Source organism: Ruegeria sp. BG8 (genome assembly GCF_056538325.1).
Map to the genome: position 1 here is coordinate 1 of NZ_JBQFSZ010000007.1, position 17902 is coordinate 17902.

Below are 17902 nucleotides of genomic sequence, written 5' to 3' on the forward strand. Positions count from 1 at the left end.
AGCGCCACCGCCCTAATCAATAACCCTAGATGCCCACCGTCTCTCCGATGCGTCTCCGCCGCTTCCGCCGCGTCCCAGCACCTCAACAGCGCCGGTGAAGGGGTATTTACGGATTAGGTCTGGGACCTGCAACCCCCATTTTGAAAAAACTTCACATTTCTCGGCAAAATCTCGCATACCTTAATGAAAACAACATGTTAGATTTAAGAATAGCGTGGAATTTCCGCCTATTCGGTCGTGACAGCACAAAGCAAAGGTGCATTCTGACGGAATCGCGCCCAACGCTCTTCCAGTATCTTCGCGAGTGGCTAAGAAAAACGCCGCCGAGGTCTCCCCAGGCGGCGCAGTTTTGTGAGTGGTGGTCTTTTTATTTCAGATCGAAACGATCTGCGTTCATCACTTTGTTCCAGGCGGACACAAAGTCGCTGATGAATTTCCCGTCTGCATCGGCCTGACCGTAGACTTCTGCCAGCGCCCTCAATTGTGAGTTCGAGCCGAAGACGAGATCGACGCGTGTACCGGTCCACTTGACCGCTCCGCTCGCGCGGTCGCGACCTTCATAGACACCTTTGCCGGAAGGTTTCCATTCGGTACCCATATCCAGAAGGTTGGTGAAGAAATCGGTGCTGAGCGTACCGACACGGTCAGTGAAGACACCATGCTTGGTATCACCGAAATTGGCACCAAGGACACGCAGACCACCGACCAGCGCTGTCATCTCGGGCGCAGACAAAGCCAGCAACTGCGCTTTGTCGACCAACAGCTCTTCTGGCGATACGGTATAGTCGCCCTTCTGGTAGTTGCGGAAACCATCTGCAATGGGCTCCATCACGGCAAAGCTGTCCACATCGGTCTGCTCTTGCGAGGCATCTGTTCGACCAGGGGTGAACGGAACTTCAACGTCATGACCCGCGGCCTTGGCCGCTTGTTCGACGCCTGCGGCACCTGCCAGCACGATCACATCGGCCAGAGATACTTTCTTACCGCCGGACTGCGCGTCATTGAACGCCTTCTGAACGCCTTCCAACGCATCCAGCGTTTTGGACAGTTTCATCGGCTCGTTCACATCCCAGTCTTTCTGCGGCGCAAGGCGGATACGCGCACCGTTGGCACCACCGCGCTTGTCCGACCCGCGGAAGGTCGAGGCCGAAGCCCATGCGGTCGAGACCAGATCAGACACCGACAGACCGGTTGCCGCGATCTTGGCTTTCAGGTCGGTCACATCCGCGTCGTCAATCAGGTCATGATCCACGGCGGGGACGTTATCCTGCCAGATCAACTCTTCGGTTGGTGCTTCTTCACCGATGTAGTTGGAACGCGGGCCCATATCGCGGTGGGTCAGCTTGAACCAGGCGCGTGCGAAGGCATCTGCGAACTCTTCCGGGTTCTCGTGGAAGCGTTTCGAGATCGGGCCATAGATCGGGTCCATGCGCATCGCCATGTCGGCGGTGGTCATCATGGTCTTGACCTTTTTCGACGGATCATGCGCCGCCGGGGCCATGTCTTCGTCTTTGACGCCGATCGGCTCCCAGATGTAGGCGCCCGAGGGGCTTTTGGTCAGGTTCCATTCGTATCCGAACAACAGGTCGAAATAGCCGTTGTCCCATTTGATCGGGTTTGCGGTCCACGCACCTTCGATGCCCGAAGTAGTGGTATCGTCGCCCTTGCCGGAACCGAACTTGTTAATCCAGCCAAAGCCCATCTCTTCGATCGGGGCAGCCTCGGGTTCGGGACCGACCAGATCCGGATCGCCTGCACCGTGCGCCTTACCAAACGTGTGACCACCTGCGACCAGAGCGACGGTTTCTTCGTCGTTCATCGCCATCCGACCAAAAGTATCGCGGATATCGTGGCCTGATGCCAGAACGTTCGGCTCACCATCCGGGCCTTCGGGGTTCACATAGATCAGACCCATCTGAACAGCGGCCAGCGGATTTTCCAGATCACGTTCACCGGAATAACGGCTGTGCGGGTTGTCGGTCGGCGCAAGCCATTCGGTTTCGGTACCCCAATAGATATCTTCCTCAGGGGCCCAGATGTCTTCGCGGCCACCGGCGAAGCCAAAGGTTTTGCCACCCATCGACTCGATGGCGCAGTTACCGGCCAGGATCATCAGGTCGGCCCAGGAAATCTGGTTGCCGTATTTCTGCTTGATCGGCCACAGCAGACGACGCGCTTTGTCGAGGTTGCCATTGTCTGGCCAGCTGTTCAGCGGTGCAAACCGCTGGTTCCCGGTCGAGGCACCACCACGTCCATCCGCCGTCCGGTACGTACCCGCGCTGTGCCATGCCATACGGATGAACAAACCGCCATAATGACCGTAATCCGCAGGCCACCAGTCCTGAGAGTCCGTCATCAGCGCATACAGGTCATCCTTCAGCGCCTTCATGTCCAGTTTCTTGAACTCTTCGGCATAGTTGAAATCGGCACCCATCGGGTTTGAAGCCGGTCCGTGCTGATGCAAGATCGAAAGGTTCAGCTGGTTCGGCCACCAATCCCGGTTAGACCGGGTTCCTGCGCCGTGCATCACAGGGCATCCACCTGCGTTGGGGTTATCACTTCCGTCCATGACGATCTCCATTCCTGGCAATATTCCGGTGCAAACGCACCGCTAAAAAAACTCGGTCGATCAAGAACACATATAGATGACACTTTTATCCATTCTAAACGCATGGCGAAATTTCGCGCAGTCCGAACGGGCAACAGCGACTCATGGGCCTTGTCACGACTGTTTCTAGCAGAGCCAAACCATGCGAAAAAGTTTTGTTTATGGATGGTTTTGATAACTAAAAGCTATGGATTTGAAATTAGCTGCCCTGCATCAGGGATCTGAGCCCGACGCGATAGTTGGGGTATTGCAGGGTTACACCCAGCTCATCCTTGATCCTGTGATTTCTGACACGTTTGTTTTCATTGTAAAAACTACGTGCCATCGGTGTCAGATCAGCTTCGTCAAACGGCACGGCAGGGGGCAACGGCAAGCCCTGCAATTCCGCAGCATAGGATATCACATCCTGAGGAGGCACCGGTTCATCGTCACAGACGTTGTATACGGCACCCGGATTGGGATTTGACATGGACGCTGCCAGCACCTGCGCAATGTCCGTCACGTGAATGCGGGAAAAGACCTGGCCCGGTTTGATAATCCGACGCATTCCAACGCGTTTGAGTTTCGAAAAAGGGCCGCGTCCGGGGCCATAAATACCGGCGAGGCGGAATATGTGTGTCGGCAATCCGGGAACGCCCAACCATTGCTGTTCAGCCTGTACGCGCCACTTGCCTCGTTGCGCTGTCGGGGTTGGCGGTGTGTTCTCATCAACCCAATCGCCTTGATGGTCTCCATACACAGCCGTCGTCGAAAGGTAGCCCACCCATTTGAACTGCGTGGCGCGTTCTGAAATCTCGTCTTTCAGCGCGGCCAGAACCGGATCACCATCTGCTTTCGGTGCGGTTGAGATCAGCAGATGCGTTACCCCGTCCAGATCGATTTTCTGCCCCGGCCAGATTACCGGCTCGGCCCCCGAAGCACGCAAGCTTGCTGATTGCGCCGGGTCGCGCGTCGTTCCGATGATCCGCCAATCCTTGGGTGCCAGCGACCGCGACAATTCCTGTGCCGAATAGCCATGGCCGAACGAGAAAAGAGTACCTGTCATGCCGCCATTGATGATCGGCAATCAGCGCAGATGCAAGCGCCTGGTCCGTGATACTTGATTCGAATCCCTGGTTGCGCCTTTCTTTTGGGCATGAGTGACAAAACACCCGATCTGCATGCAGCCTACGCGCTGAACACCCCAGATGACCATAAACGGCTTTATGCCGAATGGGCCGGAGATTACGACGAAGGCTTTGCCGCGCGAGAAGACTACCAACTTCACATTCATGCAGCCCGCGCCTTTGTTGGCGCTGGGGGGCAAGGACCTGTGTTGGATGTTGGCGCTGGCACCGGACTATGCGGTGCCGTTCTGGCCGGTCTGGGTGTCGGGCCCATCGACGCCACCGACATCAGCGCCGAGATGCTGGAACAGGCCATGCGAAAGGATATCTACCGCGACGCGATCGAGGCAGACCTGAACGATGGAATCCCGGTGCCTCGCGAAAGCTATTCGGGTATTGTGTCATCAGGCACATTCACACATGGCCACTTGGGGCCCGAGGCGTTGATGCCACTATTGCGTGTCGCGCGTCCGGGTGCGCAATTCGCCCTTTCCATCAACGCGCAGCACTATGAAAAACTGGGCTTTGCCGAGGCCCTGCACAAGCTGGCTCAGGGTCAGATACAGAACCTCGCCCTGCCCGAGGTCCGGATATACGGAGACCTCGCCATCGGACCCAACAAGGACGACACGGCGCTTATTGCCTTGTTCGAACGGGTTTAGCGGCCTTTCCAGACGGGATCGCGTTTCTCGGCAAAGGCGCGCGCGCCCTCCAGATTGTCTTCGGACCCGTAGAGGGTATCTACGGTCGGCAATTGCCGACGCGTGATCCGGTTCATGACGTCCTGAAACTTGGAATCTTCGGCTTCGCGCACGATTTCTTTAATGGCCGCGTAGACCAATGGCGGCCCGCTGGCCAACAGACGAGCCAGCTCCCACGCACGATCCATCAACTGGTCACCGGGAACAATCTCGTTGATCAGACCCCAGCTCTTAGCCTCTTCCGGATCAAACCAGCGCCCGGTGAGCAGCAGTTCCATCGCGATATGATATGGGATGCGCTTGGGCAGCTTGACGCTTGCCGCATCGGCGACAGTTCCGGATCTGATTTCCGGCAGGGCAAAGCTGGCATGATCTGCAGCGATAATCATATCAGCGCTCAGGGCCAGTTCCAGCCCACCGCCACAGGCAATTCCGTTTACAGCGGCAATGACAGGCTTGTTCATATCCCGCAGTTCCTGCAAGCCGCCGAACCCGCCGACGCCGTAGTCACCGTCAACTGCGTCACCGTCGGCAGCAGCTTTCAAATCCCAGCCGGGGCAAAAGAACTTATCGCCACCGCCCGTGACGATGGCCACACGCAGATCGGGGTCATCGCGAAACGCACGAAACACGTCCCCCATGACACGACTGGTGGCGAGATTAATGGCGTTGGCCTTAGGACGGTCCAGAGTGACCTCGAGTATTGCGCCCTCGCGCTTGGTTTTGACCGGATTCATGAACGTGCCTTTCGGATCAGGGCATCCACTGCCACCGCACCATCCGGCGCGCAGATAAGCGGATTGATTTCAACTTCGCTGACATGGGCTGCGTTGGCAATGACATAGGCCTGCACGGCCTCGATCGTATCCAGCACAGCATCAAGGTTCGCGGCTGGTTTCCCACGATAGCCTGTCAGCAACGGTGCACAGGCAAGCTTGCCCAAAGCGTCGCGGATGGTTGTTCTGGTCGACGGGATCAGCAATGATGTCGTGTCGCGCAGAATCTCCGTCAGAACACCGCCCGCCCCGATTGTCAGAACATAACCGTGCGCAGGATCGCGCGTCACGCCGATCAACAACTCGGCCACACCTGATGGAGCCATTTCCTCAATCAGAACGCTCTGTGTGCCGATATCTGCTGCAACTTGCCGGACATCCTCTTTCTTTACGCCCAGTCGCACCGCCCCTTGTTCAGATTTATGCGCCAGCCCAACGCCCTTGACTGCGAACGGGCTCTTCAGACCTGCCAGATCCTTGGGCAGAACAGATGCCAGAGTTTCAAGACTGCGCGGAACCTTCACGCCAAAGGTGGCCAAGTCTTGTTTAGCCTCAGCCTCGGTCAAGGTTGTGTCCGCTTCTGCTGTCGAGGGCAGCAGAACGGGTTCAGATGCACGTGGATTTGGGCGCGCGGCGGCCTCGACGGCGACTAGGGCCTCTCGCAGGCCTGCAAAAGGAACCACGCCTCCGTCCATCAGTCGCTGCGCAACATCCTGCGGCATAAGCTCCGGTAAAGTGGCTGCAACGGCAAACGGACGTCCTGTTTGCGCCACGCAATTCAAGGCCGCTTGCGTGGCGCAATCCCAATCGGTCGCATCCGTATGCGGATAGTCTACAATCGCCAGTGTTAGGGTCTGTTCCGCACAGGTCATTGCCGCCCACGCGCGAGTCATCGCCTGAGTGTCGCGCCAGATATAGGTGTGGTAATCCAGCGGATTTGCCAATGCGACCATCGGGCCCAACGCCGCACGTAATTCAGCCTGCTGCGCCTCATTCAATGGTGGAAAATGCAGGGACATCCCTTCGGCCATATCAGCGGCAAGGCTGGCTTCACCGCCAGAGCAGCTGATTGTTCCAATTCCGTTGCCATCCAGACGCCCCGTTACATGCAACAGCTTCAGGCATTCCAGAAAACTTGGCACATCATCCAGACGTGCAATGCCAAGACGGTCCAGAAAAGCCTGCGCACCTGCATCTCCGCCCGCCAACGAGGCCGTATGCGAGATCGCCGCTGCTTGGGCATGGGTGGATCGCCCTATCTTCAGCGCCACGATCGGAATATTGCGCTGCCGGGCTTTTTCGGCCAGTGCCTCCCATTTTCGAAGGTCGCCAAACCCTTCGATGTGCACACCAATTGCGGTAATTCTGTCGTCATCCAATAGAGCTGAGGCGATCTCGGCCTGATGGGTCTGTGCCTGATTTCCGCATGTCAGCATAAACGCCAACGGCAGGGCGCGCTGCTGCATCGTCATGTTGATCGCAATGTTCGAGCTTTGCGTCAGGATCGCAACGCCCTGGTCTACCCGTGACATCCCATGCTGATCCGGCCAGACAGCCACGCGTTCCAGGCCGTTGATAAAACCATAGCAGTTTGGCCCAAGAATCGGCATGCGACCCGCCGCGGCAATCAATTGCTCTTGCAGGTCGGCACCCAGATCGTCTTCGGCCTTTGCCTCGGTAAAACCGGATGCGAAACACACGGCCCCACCGGCCCCCATCGCCGACAGAACTGAAACGGCTTGAATCGTGGCTTGGCGGTTAATCCCCACGAACGCCACATCCGGCGCAGCAGGCAACGCCTCCAAAGTTGGAAATGCGCGCGCGCCAGCAACCTCAGCGGCTTTTGGGTGAACAGGCCAAATCTCGCCTTCGAAGCCAAGTTTTCGCGCTTGCTGGATGACGGCCGCACACCAAGCACCGCCACCAATGACGGCGATAGACTTTGGGTTCAGCGCACGGGCCAGCCCCGTTGTCATGCGCCCAGCGCCCTGAGCAGATCGCGGCTGATAATATGGCGCTGAATTTCGCTTGTACCGTCCCAAATACGCTCGACACGCGCGTCGCGCCAAAACCGCTCCAGTGGGTAGTCGTCCATCAGACCCATGCCGCCATGCACCTGAATTGCCGCGTCCGTCACCCGCGCCAGCATCTCAGAGGCGTATAGTTTCGCCGACGCGATTTCTCGGTTCGCAGGCAAGCCCTTGTCCAACCGATCCGCCGCTGCCAGCGTCAGCAGATCAGCGGCATCAATCTCAGTGATCATGTCGGCGATCTGGAACGAGACACCCTGGAATTTACCGATTTTCTGACCGAACTGTTCCCGGGTGGCCGCATAATCCAACGCATAATCAAACGCCCGGCGCGCCCGTCCAACCGACATGGCGGCAACTGTTATGCGCGTGGCGTAGAGCCAAGTGTTCATCACCTCGAACCCGCCATCGACCTCGCCCAAAACCTGCGCGTCGGGCAAACGGCAATCGTCGAAATCCAGAACCATGTTCTTGTAACCACGATGGCTGACCGATTTATACCCATCCCGAATGGTGAAACCAGGCGTGCCGCGATCCACCAGAAACGCGGTTATCCGTTTCTTAGGGCCTTTCGGAGTTTGATCCACGCCCGTTGCGATAAACACTATGATGAAATCGGCATGTTCTGCACCTGAGATGAAATGTTTGGTGCCATTGACCACCCAATCACCACCATCGCGCACAGCCGCGCATTTCATCCCCCTTACGTCCGAGCCCGCACCCGGTTCCGTCATGGCCAACGCATCCATCTTTTCGCCCCGCACCGCAGGCATAAGGTAGCGTTCAACCTGGTCGCCTTGGCACGCCATCAGAATGTTCTGCGGCCGACCAAAAAAGTGGTTCAACGCCATCGACCCACGCCCCAACTCCCGCTCGACCAAAGCGAATTCTAGGTGGTTCAAACCAGCGCAACCGACGCTTTCGGGAAAGTTGCAGGCGTAAAACCCCAGCTCAATCGTCTTGCGCTTGATGTTTTCCGCGATCTCATGTGGAACCTCGCCGGTGCGCTCGACCAACTCTTCATGAGGGTAGATTTCGTTTTCGACAAAGCTGCGGACCGTGGCAGCGATCATTTCCTGTTCGTCGGACAAGCCATATTGCATCTTGGGTCTCCGCATCTTGAATTGGTTCAATTCTGACGCGGCTTGATTAATTTATCATGCCAAAATAGACGTTCATCATGCCTGAATGGACTAAATCACCCTCTGCCACACAACAATTTGGGATACTGCTGTTTGACGGGTTTTCTAATCACTGCCTGGCGAACACGGTTGAGCCATTGCGGGCCGCAAATACCCTTGCAGGTAAGCCCTTATATAGATGGGAGTTTTTGTCGCTAGAGTACGGCCCAGTCACGTCGTCTTCGGGATTGCAGGTCGCGCCACATGGCAAGCTGCAAGCTGCAAGCGGGAACACTTTGATGGTCATGCCCTCATACGGATTCCGGTCCCATGGCGGTTGGCAAACACTGGCAGGTCTAAGGTCAGCCACGGCCCGGTTTCCCATTCTTGCCGGGCTGGACACCGGCAGTTGGCTGTTGGGGCTGGCCGGATTGCTGGACGGCTACCGCGCAACCATTCACTGGGAAGAACTGACCGGTTTTACCGAGCGTTTCCCTGAAATCAAAGCAGAACGCGAGCGGTATGTGATTGATCGCGACCGCATCACCTGTTCCGGGGCAATGGCCGCCTTTGACCTCGTGTTGTACCTGATCGGACGAGATCATGGTCAGGCGCTGGCGCTAGAAGTCGCGCAGCTGTTCATGACCCGCGATTCCGCCCGCTCGCATTCCGGTGGCGCGGGTGCGACCAGCGGGTACGTCAACAAAGCGCTGGCCATAATGCAGGAGACGTTGGAGGCCCCTTTACCGATTTCTCAGATCGCGCGCCGTGTGGGTCGGTCACAAAAGGCGTTGGCATTGCGAATGCAGGCCGAACTTGGCGCCGGACCTGCACAGGTGTACCGCCGATTGCGTCTGAACCTGGCCCGCAAGCTGGTGGCCGAGACAGATTTGACCGTTAGCGAAATTGCCCTGCGCACCGGTTATGAAAACCCAAGCGCACTGACCCGAGCATTTCGCGCCGAGTTTGGTACAACACCGCGCGCTCTAAGATCGACCCTAAACTAGCCAAACATGCGTTTTTTCCGGGCTCGCGTTTCCGCAGTGGCGGTGTCCGATCCATCGTGAAAGGTGCCAAACCAGCGGTCCCACGGCATTTCCTGATTGCCGTAATTGCACTCGTAATACCGGTGGTGCAGTTGGTGATAAAAGGTTCCAAGTGCCAGTCGCCGTTTGTCACGGATCAGCAGCTCTTCGTAGCCGGTATGTGTCATCGCCGCACCCGGACCCTGAAACACGATATGGAAATACAGGTGAATGGGATGGGATGGCACAATCCAGTGGATGCACAGTGTGGTCAGATACAAGAAATGTTCAACCGGGTGCATCGAGAACCCCGACCATGGGCCGATATTGACGTTTCTATGGTGCAGACTATGCACTTTTTTGTATAGAAACGGCTGATGCAGCAGACGGTGTACCCAGTAAAAGTGAAAGGCTGACCACATCGGAAGCAGGATGAGCCACAGAACAAACCACACCGGATTTTCGGCGAAAGTGATGACAGGCGCATAGCCGTTGGCCATCAGCCACATGGTTACCACCTGAAACCCGGTCAATTGCAGGACACCTGAGCCCAATGACCAGAACATGTTGTCCAGAACCTGGTCACTGAAATCCCACAGCTTGTTGTTCTTGCCCTGATCGCGCCGTTCGAATTTCAACCGCTTACCTTGCGCCTTGCGCATGTAGAAATACCAGTGCAACCCACCTGCCACGACGAAGATCATGACAAAATTCACAAGCCAAACCTGAAAAACCCACCCAAAGGCAAAGGTCTTGGCGGTCTCAAGTGACGGGTAGAACAGCGCCCATAGCGCAATCGCAAGGCCGACCATAAGCACACGTTCGCTCAGCGTCAGCCAATTTCGGGCAAGCCAACCCAGCAGAAAGGCGGGATTGGGCGGCCATCGGAAGATCGAAGGGTTATAAAGCGGAAGATCCGGATGATAGTTCCACTCGCGGCTCATGTCCTGCATCGGAGATTTGTCCGTCACAGTCTTCACTCCTGTTTTTTGGCAGAGGTCAGGTCGCGTAATCTGCGCCGTCGGCATCCAGCAAAGCTTTGATTTCACGCAGATGCGCGTCGGCCTGATCGGGGTAATCATCCAACTCTTGCGCGGTCTTTTCTGCAATCTCGTCGGACAATACACGCAACGGCTGACCGGTCTGCAAAGCGCGAATATACGTTTCTGCCGCCCGCTCGAAATAGTAGAGTCTATTAAAGGCATCGGCAGGGTCACGACCAATGACCAGCACACCGTGATTGCCCATGATCATGACCTTTTTCTTTGGGTCCGACAGCATCGCAGCACAGCGCTCTCCTTCAGACTCGAAAGCCAACCCGCCAAACTCTTGATCAACCACGTAGCGGTTGAAGAATGTGGCGGTGTTCTGGTCGATCGGGGGCAGTGTGCTATCCGCCAATGACGCCAGCACCGTGGCAAAGATCGAATGGACGTGCATCACACAGCGTGCATGCGGGCAGTGACGGTGAATTGATCCGTGTAGCCCCCAAGCCGTTGGATCGGGCGCACCCGGCTGGTTCATCACGTCGGGGTCGTTGGCATCCAGCAAAAGCAGGTTCGACGCCTTGATCCGCGCGAAATGCATCTGGTTTGCGTTCATCAGGAACTGCGTGCCACTTTCATTCACAGCAAGGCTAAAGTGGTTGGCGACACCTTCGTGCATGTTCAGCCGCTCGGTCCAACGGAAGGTGGCAGCTAGGTCAACACGTTCATTCCAGTGATCGATGTTGGGGCGCAGATTGGCGACGCTCATTCCAAGCTCCTGTCTGAGTGGATGGATACTTGCAAAAATCGTGCCCGCGTCGCGATCGTTTGACCAACGAAAAAAACGTGAGTAATTCATAAGTTGAACTAATGGCAGGGTTATGCACATGCAGAAACAGCTTCCGCCGCTGGGGTGGCTGCGCACATTCGAAGCCGCCGCACGCCACCTGTCCTTTACCGGCGCGGCCCGGGATCTGAACATGACCCAAAGTGCGGTCAGCCAACAGATCAAGTCGCTGGAAGGTTATCTGGGCCAGCCGCTGTTCCTGCGCCGCCCACGCGCGTTGGAACTGACCGAGGCGGGCATCACCTATTTGCCAGTGGTGCGCGAGGCGTTCCGCACGCTGGTGCGTGGAACCCAGGCCGTGACGGGTGCGCAGCAAAATGCGGTGCAAGTACAGTGTAACATCACCTTTGCGGTCAACTGGCTGGCACCACGACTACCGGCCTTTCGCCTCGAGCATCCTGACATTCAGCTCAACCTTTTCACCGAGTTGTGGGAGCCGCGCGAAATGGCCGAAGGTGCGGCCGTTGAAATACGGTACTCGCTAAGGCCGTCGGACACCGTCCGAACCGAGCTTTTGCGTACCGATCAATACTACCCGGTCTGTGCGCCGGAGTATCAGGTGACAATGGATGACCTGCAACAGTACCCCTTGTTCGATTGTTCGAACCTACTGTCAAATTGGCAAAACTGGGTCGAAGAACAGTCTCTAATATGGGAAAAACCGCCCATCACGTATTCCACTACCTATCTGGTCAGCCTATCGGTAGCGATGGCGGGCGGTGGGCTTTGCCTGGCACATGATACGATCGCGCAGGGACTGATCAAACAAGGACGTTTGATTGCCCCCTTCCAGCACCGCGCCCAGATGCCAGAGGCATACTATCTATTGCTATCCCCTCAGGCCGAGGAAACGCCGGGCGCGTTGTTGTTCGCTGACTGGGTGCGGCGCGAGATTGGAAAAGACATCGGCGCGTGACCAAGATACTCCCGCCCAAAGGCAATGCCTTTGGTTGGGCCCGGCAGCGCTGACGCGCTGCGTGACGGTTTCATGATAGATGTTCGGCAGGGGTTGAACCTTTTCAAACATTCAGAAAAGTTGAGCCATGGAGTTTACGCCCTTCCCTAGCTGGCCCGAAACCGCCCCTCGTTTGATTGCAGTCGCCGCTGGCAGAGAGGCTGCGGACACCGTTATCCGCGGCGGTGTTTGGGTGAACGTGCACAGCCGCGAGGTTTTGCCCGATCACGACGTGGCCATTGCGGCAGGGCGCATCGCTTTCGTCGGACCGGATGCGTCACACTGCATCGGACCGGACACGCAACTGATCGAAGCCAAAGGGCGCTACATGCTGCCCGGGTTGTGCGATGCACATATGCATGTCGAATCCGGGATGCTGACCCCGGCAGAGTTTGCGCGCGCCGTAATTCCACATGGCACCACCAGCATGTTCACAGACCCGCATGAAATCGCCAATGTGCTGGGCCTCGACGGGGTGCGCATGATGCATGACGAGGCCATGATGCAGCCGGTCAACATCTTTACCCAAATGCCGTCCTGCGCACCTTCGGCACCGGGTCTCGAGACGACAGGGTATGAAATTACGCCAGATGACGTGGCCGAGGCGATGTCATGGCCGGGCATTATTGGCTTGGGTGAAATGATGAACTTCCCCGGTGTCATCAATGGCGACCCCAAGATGCTGGCCGAGATCGCAGCCACGCAGCGGGCTGGCAAAACGGTTGGCGGTCATTACGCCTCGCCGGATTTGGGGCCCAATTTCGCGGCCTATGTGGCGGGCGGCCCCGCTGACGACCATGAAGGCACATGCGAGGCCGACGCAATCGCGCGTGTGCGTCAGGGGATGCGCTCGATGATGCGGTTGGGATCTGCGTGGTTTGATGTGGAAAGCCAGATCACCGCAGTGACAGAAAAAGGGTTGGATCCACGCAACTTCATCTTGTGTACGGACGATTGCCATTCCGGCACACTGGTCAATGACGGCCACATGAACCGCGTTGTACGCCATGCGATAGCCTACGGTTGTGACCCATTGATTGCTTTGCAAATGGCTACGATCAATACGGCGACCCATTTTGGGCTGGAACGCGAGATCGGCTCGATCACACCGGGGCGGCGGGCGGATATCATCCTCAGTTCTGACCTGATAGAGCTGCCCATCGAATTGGTCATCGCCCGAGGTCAGGTTGTGGCAGAGGATGGCCACATCAAGGTAGATTGCCCCCATCTCGACTGGCCGTCGACGGCGCGCAATACGGTGCATTTGGGGCATGCGCTGACAGACACCGATTTTCAGATCAAGGCACCGCCCGGCGCAAATCGCGTGCAGGCCAATGTCATTGGCGTTGTTGAAAACCAGGCGCCGACCAAAGCGTTGAAGTCAGAACTGCCGATCATCGGCGGACTGGTTGAAGGTGACGGCGACGTTTGTCAGATCGCGCTGGTCGAACGGCATCGCGCAACCGGAGGTGTCACAAACGCCTTTGTCTCAGGGTTTGGGTATCAGGGCCGTATGGCGATGGCCTCAACCGTTGCACATGACAGCCACCACATGATCGTAGTCGGCACAGACCGCGCGCAGATGGCACTGGCCGCAAACCGTCTGGCCGAAGTGGGTGGCGGCATCACTATTTTCCGCGATGGAGAAGAGTTGGCACTGGTAGAGCTGCCCATCGCAGGGCTGATGTCGGACAGCCCGGCCGCGGACGTGGCCGCCAAGGCTGACAGGATGGTCGAGGCCATGCAGGCATGTGGCTGCAACTTGAACAACGCCTATATGCAGCACTCGCTGCTGGCCCTTGTGGTGATACCGGAATTACGCATTTCCGATCTGGGGCTGGTCGATGTGCGAACTTTTGAAAAAATCGACCTGCTGGAACCTTTGGCATGACAATAATAAGAACACCTGACGTCCCGAACCCCGAAAAATTCACTGATCCTGTGGCTGCAGTCGCCCGGCTTGAAGAGCTGTACGAAAAGGCAACAGCCTTCCTCTGTGACAATTTTGGCAAAGCGATGGAAGTCGGCACACCGACTGAGCGATTCAGAGCCTATTACCCAGAGATTCGCATCAAAACGACCTCTTACGCCCAAGTAGACAGCCGTCTGAGTTTTGGTCATGTGTCGGAACCGGGCACGCATGCGACAACCGTGACGCGCCCCGACCTGTTTCGCGCGTATCTGCAGCAGCAGATTGCGTTGTTGATCAAGAACCACGACCAGCCGGTGACAATTGGTGCGTCTGACACGCCAATCCCGGTTCATTTTGCAGTTGCCAACAACCCGGATCTGGTTGTTCCGCATCAGGGTGCCGCTGGCTTTACATTGCGCGATGTATTCGACGTACCGGACCTGACAACGACAAACGACGACATCGTCAACGGTGTGCACGATCACGAAGCCGAAGACGGCCCTCTGTCATTGTTCACCGCGCAGCGTGTGGATTATTCACTGGCGCGGTTGTCTCATTACACCGCAACCGATCCGGGCCATTTTCAGAACCACGTTCTGTTCACCAACTACCAGTTCTACGTGTCAGAATTCGAAAACTACGCGCGCGAACAATTGGCGGACGCAAATAGTGGCTACACCAGCTTCGTTTCGACCGGGAATATCGAGATTACGACGGCGGACGGCGTTTTGGAACAACCGCTAAAGCTGCCGCAGATGCCGACCTATCACCTCAAGCGCGCCGACGGGTCTGGTATAACGCTGGTCAATATCGGGGTCGGACCGTCCAACGCCAAAACCGCCACCGACCATATCGCGGTTCTGCGCCCACATGCCTGGTTGATGGTCGGCCACTGCGCCGGCCTGCGCAACACACAGGCGCTGGGAGATTTCGTGCTGGCCCACGCCTATCTGCGCGAAGACAAGGTGCTGGACGACGACCTGCCTGTTTGGGTACCGATCCCGCCGCTGGCCGAGATACAGGTCGCGTTGGAGCGGGCCGTCGCCGAAGTCACCGAATTGGAAGGGTATGAGCTGAAGCGGATCATGCGCACCGGCACCGTCGCCTCGGTCGACAACCGAAACTGGGAGCTGCGCGATCAATCAGGCCCGGTACAACGTCTCAGCCAGTCACGCGCCATTGCGCTGGATATGGAAAGCGCAACGATCGCTGCAAATGGCTATCGGTTTCGTGTTCCCTACGGGACACTTCTGTGCGTCTCGGACAAGCCGCTGCATGGTGAATTAAAGCTGCCTGGCATGGCTTCGGCGTTTTACACCACCCAGGTCAGCCGACATCTGGCGATTGGGATACGCGCGATGGAACACTTGCGTGGGATGCCGCTAGAGCGTTTACACAGCCGGAAATTGCGTTCTTTCGACGAAACGGCCTTTCTCTGAAGCAAAAAAGCAACGATTCGCCCATATTTTTAGGGTTTTCCGCGCTACTATTCGTTGTGTTCGACCACAATATCCCGTTACAGTTACGCGGTGAGGCCCAAACTATCGGGCACGTTAAGGAGACCAAGAAATGGCAAAGCCTATGACTAAAACTCAGCTGGTTGCTGCTCTCGCTGAGGAAATGGGGACCGACAAGAAAGCCGCGAATGCTGCGCTGGAGGCCATGACTGGCCTGATCACCCGCGAAGTGTCCGCCGGCGGTGCCGTTACCCTGCCCGGCGTTGGCAAAATCTACTGCCGTGAGCGCCCCGAGCGCATGGTGCGCAACCCCGCCACCGGTGAGCAGTTCAAGAAAGAGGCCGACAAGGTGGTCAAAATGACCATCGCGAAAGCCCTCAAGGACAGCGTGAACGGCTAACCCCAAGCCGTCACTGCGATACGATCAAGGGCCGCCGTTTGGGGGCCCTTTTTCTTTGCCTTAGTGCAGGCTCAACATAACTTCGATGTCCCGCCGACTTAACCGGGCCAGCAGAGATCGGTCATCAGCCGTCAACTTGGCCTGACGGCGTATGTAATTTTCCAGACAAGCGGCGATCTCAGTCGTGGACTGATAATAAAGATCCGGCGAGGATTGGCTCAGTTCGCCGACAAGACGCAACAAAAGCTTCTTCTGTTTCTCCGAATCCAGATCTTTGCGTTTTTCTTCCAACATATCTCTGCGGGCCCTGATCGCTTTTCATACTAACTAGGGCGCGAACGACTTCCGCCAATTCAATGTTTGCCGTATGGATCGCCGTTTCTTGTGCACGTATGAGCGGCGGGTTCTTGCGACTTTGCCGGAATTGAGAAACAGTGCCCGCAATTGCGGGAGGGGGAGTGGCGATGGATCTGCGCGCCATGGCCATGGGGCTGACATTTGCACTGATCTGGTCGTCGGCCTTCACTTCGGCGCGGATCATCGTCGCGGACGCATCCCCTCTATTCTCATTGGCGCTGCGATTTCTCATCTCCGGGCTTATTGGCGTGGCTATTGCCCGCGTGATGGGTCAAAGCTGGCGGTTGTCGCGGTCACAATTATACGCGACCATCTTGTTCGGAATTTGCCAAAACGCCCTTTATTTGGGTCTGAATTTCTATGCAATGCAGACGATTGAGGCATCCGTCGCCGCCATCATCGCCTCGACCATGCCGCTGTTGGTGGCCTTGGCCAGCTGGCTGTTTCTGGGGGATAAGCTGCGACCCTTGGGGATACTGGGGCTCTTTGCCGGATTTGCCGGGGTCGCTTTGATCATGAGCAGCAGGATCGGTGCGGGCATTGATCTCTTCGGTGTTATGCTTTGTGGTATCGGAGCTTTGGCACTGACATTCGCGACCCTGGCGGTTCGCGGCGCCACGTCCGGTGGAAACTTCATGATGGTAGTCGGGCTGCAGATGTTGGTGGGATCATTTGTTTTGTTTTGTGCCGCACCGCTGTTTGAAACGATCCACATCCATCTGACCGTACCGCTGGCACTGGCGTTCACCTACACCACACTATTCCCCGGCCTTCTGGCCACCCTGATCTGGTTCCACCTGCTGGACCGGATCGGACCAACCCGGGCCGCGACCTTCCATTTTCTCAACCCGGTCTTCGGTGTGACGATCGCCGCGCTGTTGCTAGGTGAAAAACTTGGGCCGCTGGACGCTGTCGGGGTTCTGATTACAACCGCCGGGATCCTCGCCGTCCAGCTCTCACGCCAGCCTGTTCAGGGCAGCAAGGCCTCGACCTGAGACAGAATTTTACGCGAATCCGGTTCGGTGCCAGCGCCGAAAGTCGCGACCACCGTTCCCTGCGGATCCAGCAGGATTTTGTTGAAGTTCCAGCTGGGCACGAAACCGGTCTGCTCTGCAACGTCGCGATAGAAAGGATGCGCATCGCCCCCTTTGACAGGGGTGATATCCGTCATCGGCAGCGTCAGGCCATAGTTGAATTCACAGAATTCTTTTACCTCTTCTGCCGAGCCAAGCTCTTGGTTGAACGAATCTGACGGCACGGCCAGCACGACCAAACCGCGTGCGGAATAGGCGTCATGGACTTGCTGAAGGGCTGAATATTGATCGGTGAACCCGCAATGCGAGGCCGTGTTAACCACCAGAACCGGTTGGCCGCGCCAATCCTCGATCGAAATCGTACCGCCATCGATCGACGCAAACTGTCCTGTTAATGGGGCAGCCAGAGCAATCCGACCAACCAGAATTAAAACTGCCAATATCACCGCACGAAGCATAACCGGGCCTCCTTTGCCCTAGTATACGCCCGAATTGCATCACTGGATCAAAGCACGAGGCCGCGAGAACAGCAAAACATGCTTTGATTTCCCGGTGTCAGCGCCCAAATAATGGGACAGCGTCAAATA

At 57.0% G+C, this 17902-nt stretch carries 16 protein-coding genes; 7 read left to right on the forward strand and 9 right to left on the reverse strand.

Annotated elements, in window-relative coordinates; genetic code table 11:
* Positions 1 to 367 precede the first annotated feature (367 nt).
* Positions 368 to 2569, reverse strand: coding sequence for a catalase/peroxidase HPI (gene katG, locus ACR0DG_RS14195; protein ID WP_480700371.1), 2202 nt, complete (start codon positions 2567 to 2569; stop codon positions 368 to 370).
* A gap of 238 nt (positions 2570 to 2807) precedes the next feature.
* Complete coding sequence (locus ACR0DG_RS14200; protein ID WP_480700370.1) at positions 2808 to 3653, reverse strand: SDR family oxidoreductase; 846 nt, start codon at positions 3651 to 3653, stop codon at positions 2808 to 2810.
* A gap of 90 nt (positions 3654 to 3743) precedes the next feature.
* Here ACR0DG_RS14200 and ACR0DG_RS14205 point away from each other — a divergent pair, with 90 nt between their 5' ends.
* Positions 3744 to 4376 carry a class I SAM-dependent DNA methyltransferase gene (locus ACR0DG_RS14205; RefSeq protein ID WP_480700369.1) on the forward strand — a complete coding sequence of 211 codons (633 nt, stop codon included), beginning with the start codon at positions 3744 to 3746 and terminating at the stop codon, positions 4374 to 4376.
* Here the strand turns inward: ACR0DG_RS14205 and ACR0DG_RS14210 are convergent.
* The 3 genes from ACR0DG_RS14210 to ACR0DG_RS14220 are packed head-to-tail and all read right to left on the reverse strand — an operon-like array spanning position 4373 to position 8324.
* A complete protein-coding gene (locus ACR0DG_RS14210) occupies positions 4373 to 5152 on the reverse strand; it encodes a carnitinyl-CoA dehydratase (RefSeq protein WP_480700368.1) in 780 nt (259 codons plus the stop codon). The genes ACR0DG_RS14205 and ACR0DG_RS14210 overlap by 4 nt on opposite strands.
* Positions 5149 to 7167 (reverse strand): acetate--CoA ligase family protein, encoded by a 2019-nt coding sequence (locus ACR0DG_RS14215; protein WP_480700367.1) that lies wholly within the window; start codon positions 7165 to 7167, stop codon positions 5149 to 5151. The genes ACR0DG_RS14210 and ACR0DG_RS14215 overlap by 4 nt, the downstream gene beginning before the upstream one ends.
* Positions 7164 to 8324 carry an acyl-CoA dehydrogenase family protein gene (locus tag ACR0DG_RS14220; protein WP_480700366.1) on the reverse strand — a complete coding sequence of 387 codons (1161 nt, stop codon included), beginning with the start codon at positions 8322 to 8324 and terminating at the stop codon, positions 7164 to 7166. Before ACR0DG_RS14220 ends, ACR0DG_RS14215 begins: the two co-directional genes overlap by 4 nt.
* A 77-nt stretch (positions 8325 to 8401) precedes the next feature.
* On the opposite strand from ACR0DG_RS14220, the gene ACR0DG_RS14225 reads away from it, so the two are divergent.
* A complete protein-coding gene (locus ACR0DG_RS14225; RefSeq protein ID WP_480700365.1) occupies positions 8402 to 9349 on the forward strand; it encodes a GlxA family transcriptional regulator in 948 nt (315 codons plus the stop codon).
* On the opposite strand, the gene ACR0DG_RS14230 is transcribed toward ACR0DG_RS14225, so the two are convergent.
* Both ACR0DG_RS14230 and ACR0DG_RS14235 read right to left on the reverse strand, forming a co-directional pair.
* Positions 9346 to 10320, reverse strand: a complete 975-nt coding sequence (locus tag ACR0DG_RS14230; protein WP_480700373.1) for a sterol desaturase family protein — start codon at positions 10318 to 10320, stop codon at positions 9346 to 9348. The genes ACR0DG_RS14225 and ACR0DG_RS14230 overlap by 4 nt on opposite strands.
* A gap of 46 nt (positions 10321 to 10366) precedes the next feature.
* Complete coding sequence (locus ACR0DG_RS14235; RefSeq protein ID WP_480700364.1) at positions 10367 to 11122, reverse strand: class II aldolase and adducin N-terminal domain-containing protein; 756 nt, start codon at positions 11120 to 11122, stop codon at positions 10367 to 10369.
* 118 nt (positions 11123 to 11240) lie between these two features.
* Here ACR0DG_RS14235 and ACR0DG_RS14240 point away from each other — a divergent pair, with 118 nt between their 5' ends.
* The 4 genes from ACR0DG_RS14240 (at position 11241) to ACR0DG_RS14255 (ending at position 15924) form a co-directional block, all read left to right on the forward strand.
* Positions 11241 to 12116, forward strand: a complete 876-nt coding sequence (locus tag ACR0DG_RS14240; protein WP_480700363.1) for a LysR family transcriptional regulator — start codon at positions 11241 to 11243, stop codon at positions 12114 to 12116.
* A 127-nt stretch (positions 12117 to 12243) separates the two neighbouring features.
* Complete coding sequence (ade, locus tag ACR0DG_RS14245; protein WP_480700362.1) at positions 12244 to 14046, forward strand: adenine deaminase; 1803 nt, start codon at positions 12244 to 12246, stop codon at positions 14044 to 14046.
* Positions 14043 to 15506, forward strand: coding sequence for an AMP nucleosidase (locus ACR0DG_RS14250; protein ID WP_480700361.1), 1464 nt, complete (start codon positions 14043 to 14045; stop codon positions 15504 to 15506). Before ade ends, ACR0DG_RS14250 begins: the two co-directional genes overlap by 4 nt.
* Before the next feature lie 130 nt (positions 15507 to 15636).
* Entirely contained in the window at positions 15637 to 15924 is a 288-nt protein-coding gene (locus tag ACR0DG_RS14255) for an HU family DNA-binding protein (RefSeq protein WP_039533371.1), read from the forward strand.
* A gap of 60 nt (positions 15925 to 15984) precedes the next feature.
* Here the strand turns inward: ACR0DG_RS14255 and ACR0DG_RS14260 are convergent, their stop codons facing one another.
* Positions 15985 to 16218: a hypothetical protein gene (locus ACR0DG_RS14260; RefSeq protein ID WP_480700360.1), complete on the reverse strand. Its 234-nt coding sequence runs from the start codon at positions 16216 to 16218 to the stop codon at positions 15985 to 15987.
* Between the two features lie 170 nt (positions 16219 to 16388).
* Between ACR0DG_RS14260 and ACR0DG_RS14265 the strand changes: the two genes are divergently transcribed.
* Positions 16389 to 17276, forward strand: coding sequence for a DMT family transporter (locus ACR0DG_RS14265; RefSeq protein ID WP_480700372.1), 888 nt, complete (start codon positions 16389 to 16391; stop codon positions 17274 to 17276).
* Here ACR0DG_RS14265 and ACR0DG_RS14270 read toward each other — a convergent pair.
* Positions 17252 to 17773, reverse strand: coding sequence for a glutathione peroxidase (locus ACR0DG_RS14270; RefSeq protein ID WP_480700359.1), 522 nt, complete (start codon positions 17771 to 17773; stop codon positions 17252 to 17254). The two genes, ACR0DG_RS14265 and ACR0DG_RS14270, sit on opposite strands and share 25 nt — an antisense overlap.
* Positions 17774 to 17902: the final 129 nt, after the last annotated feature.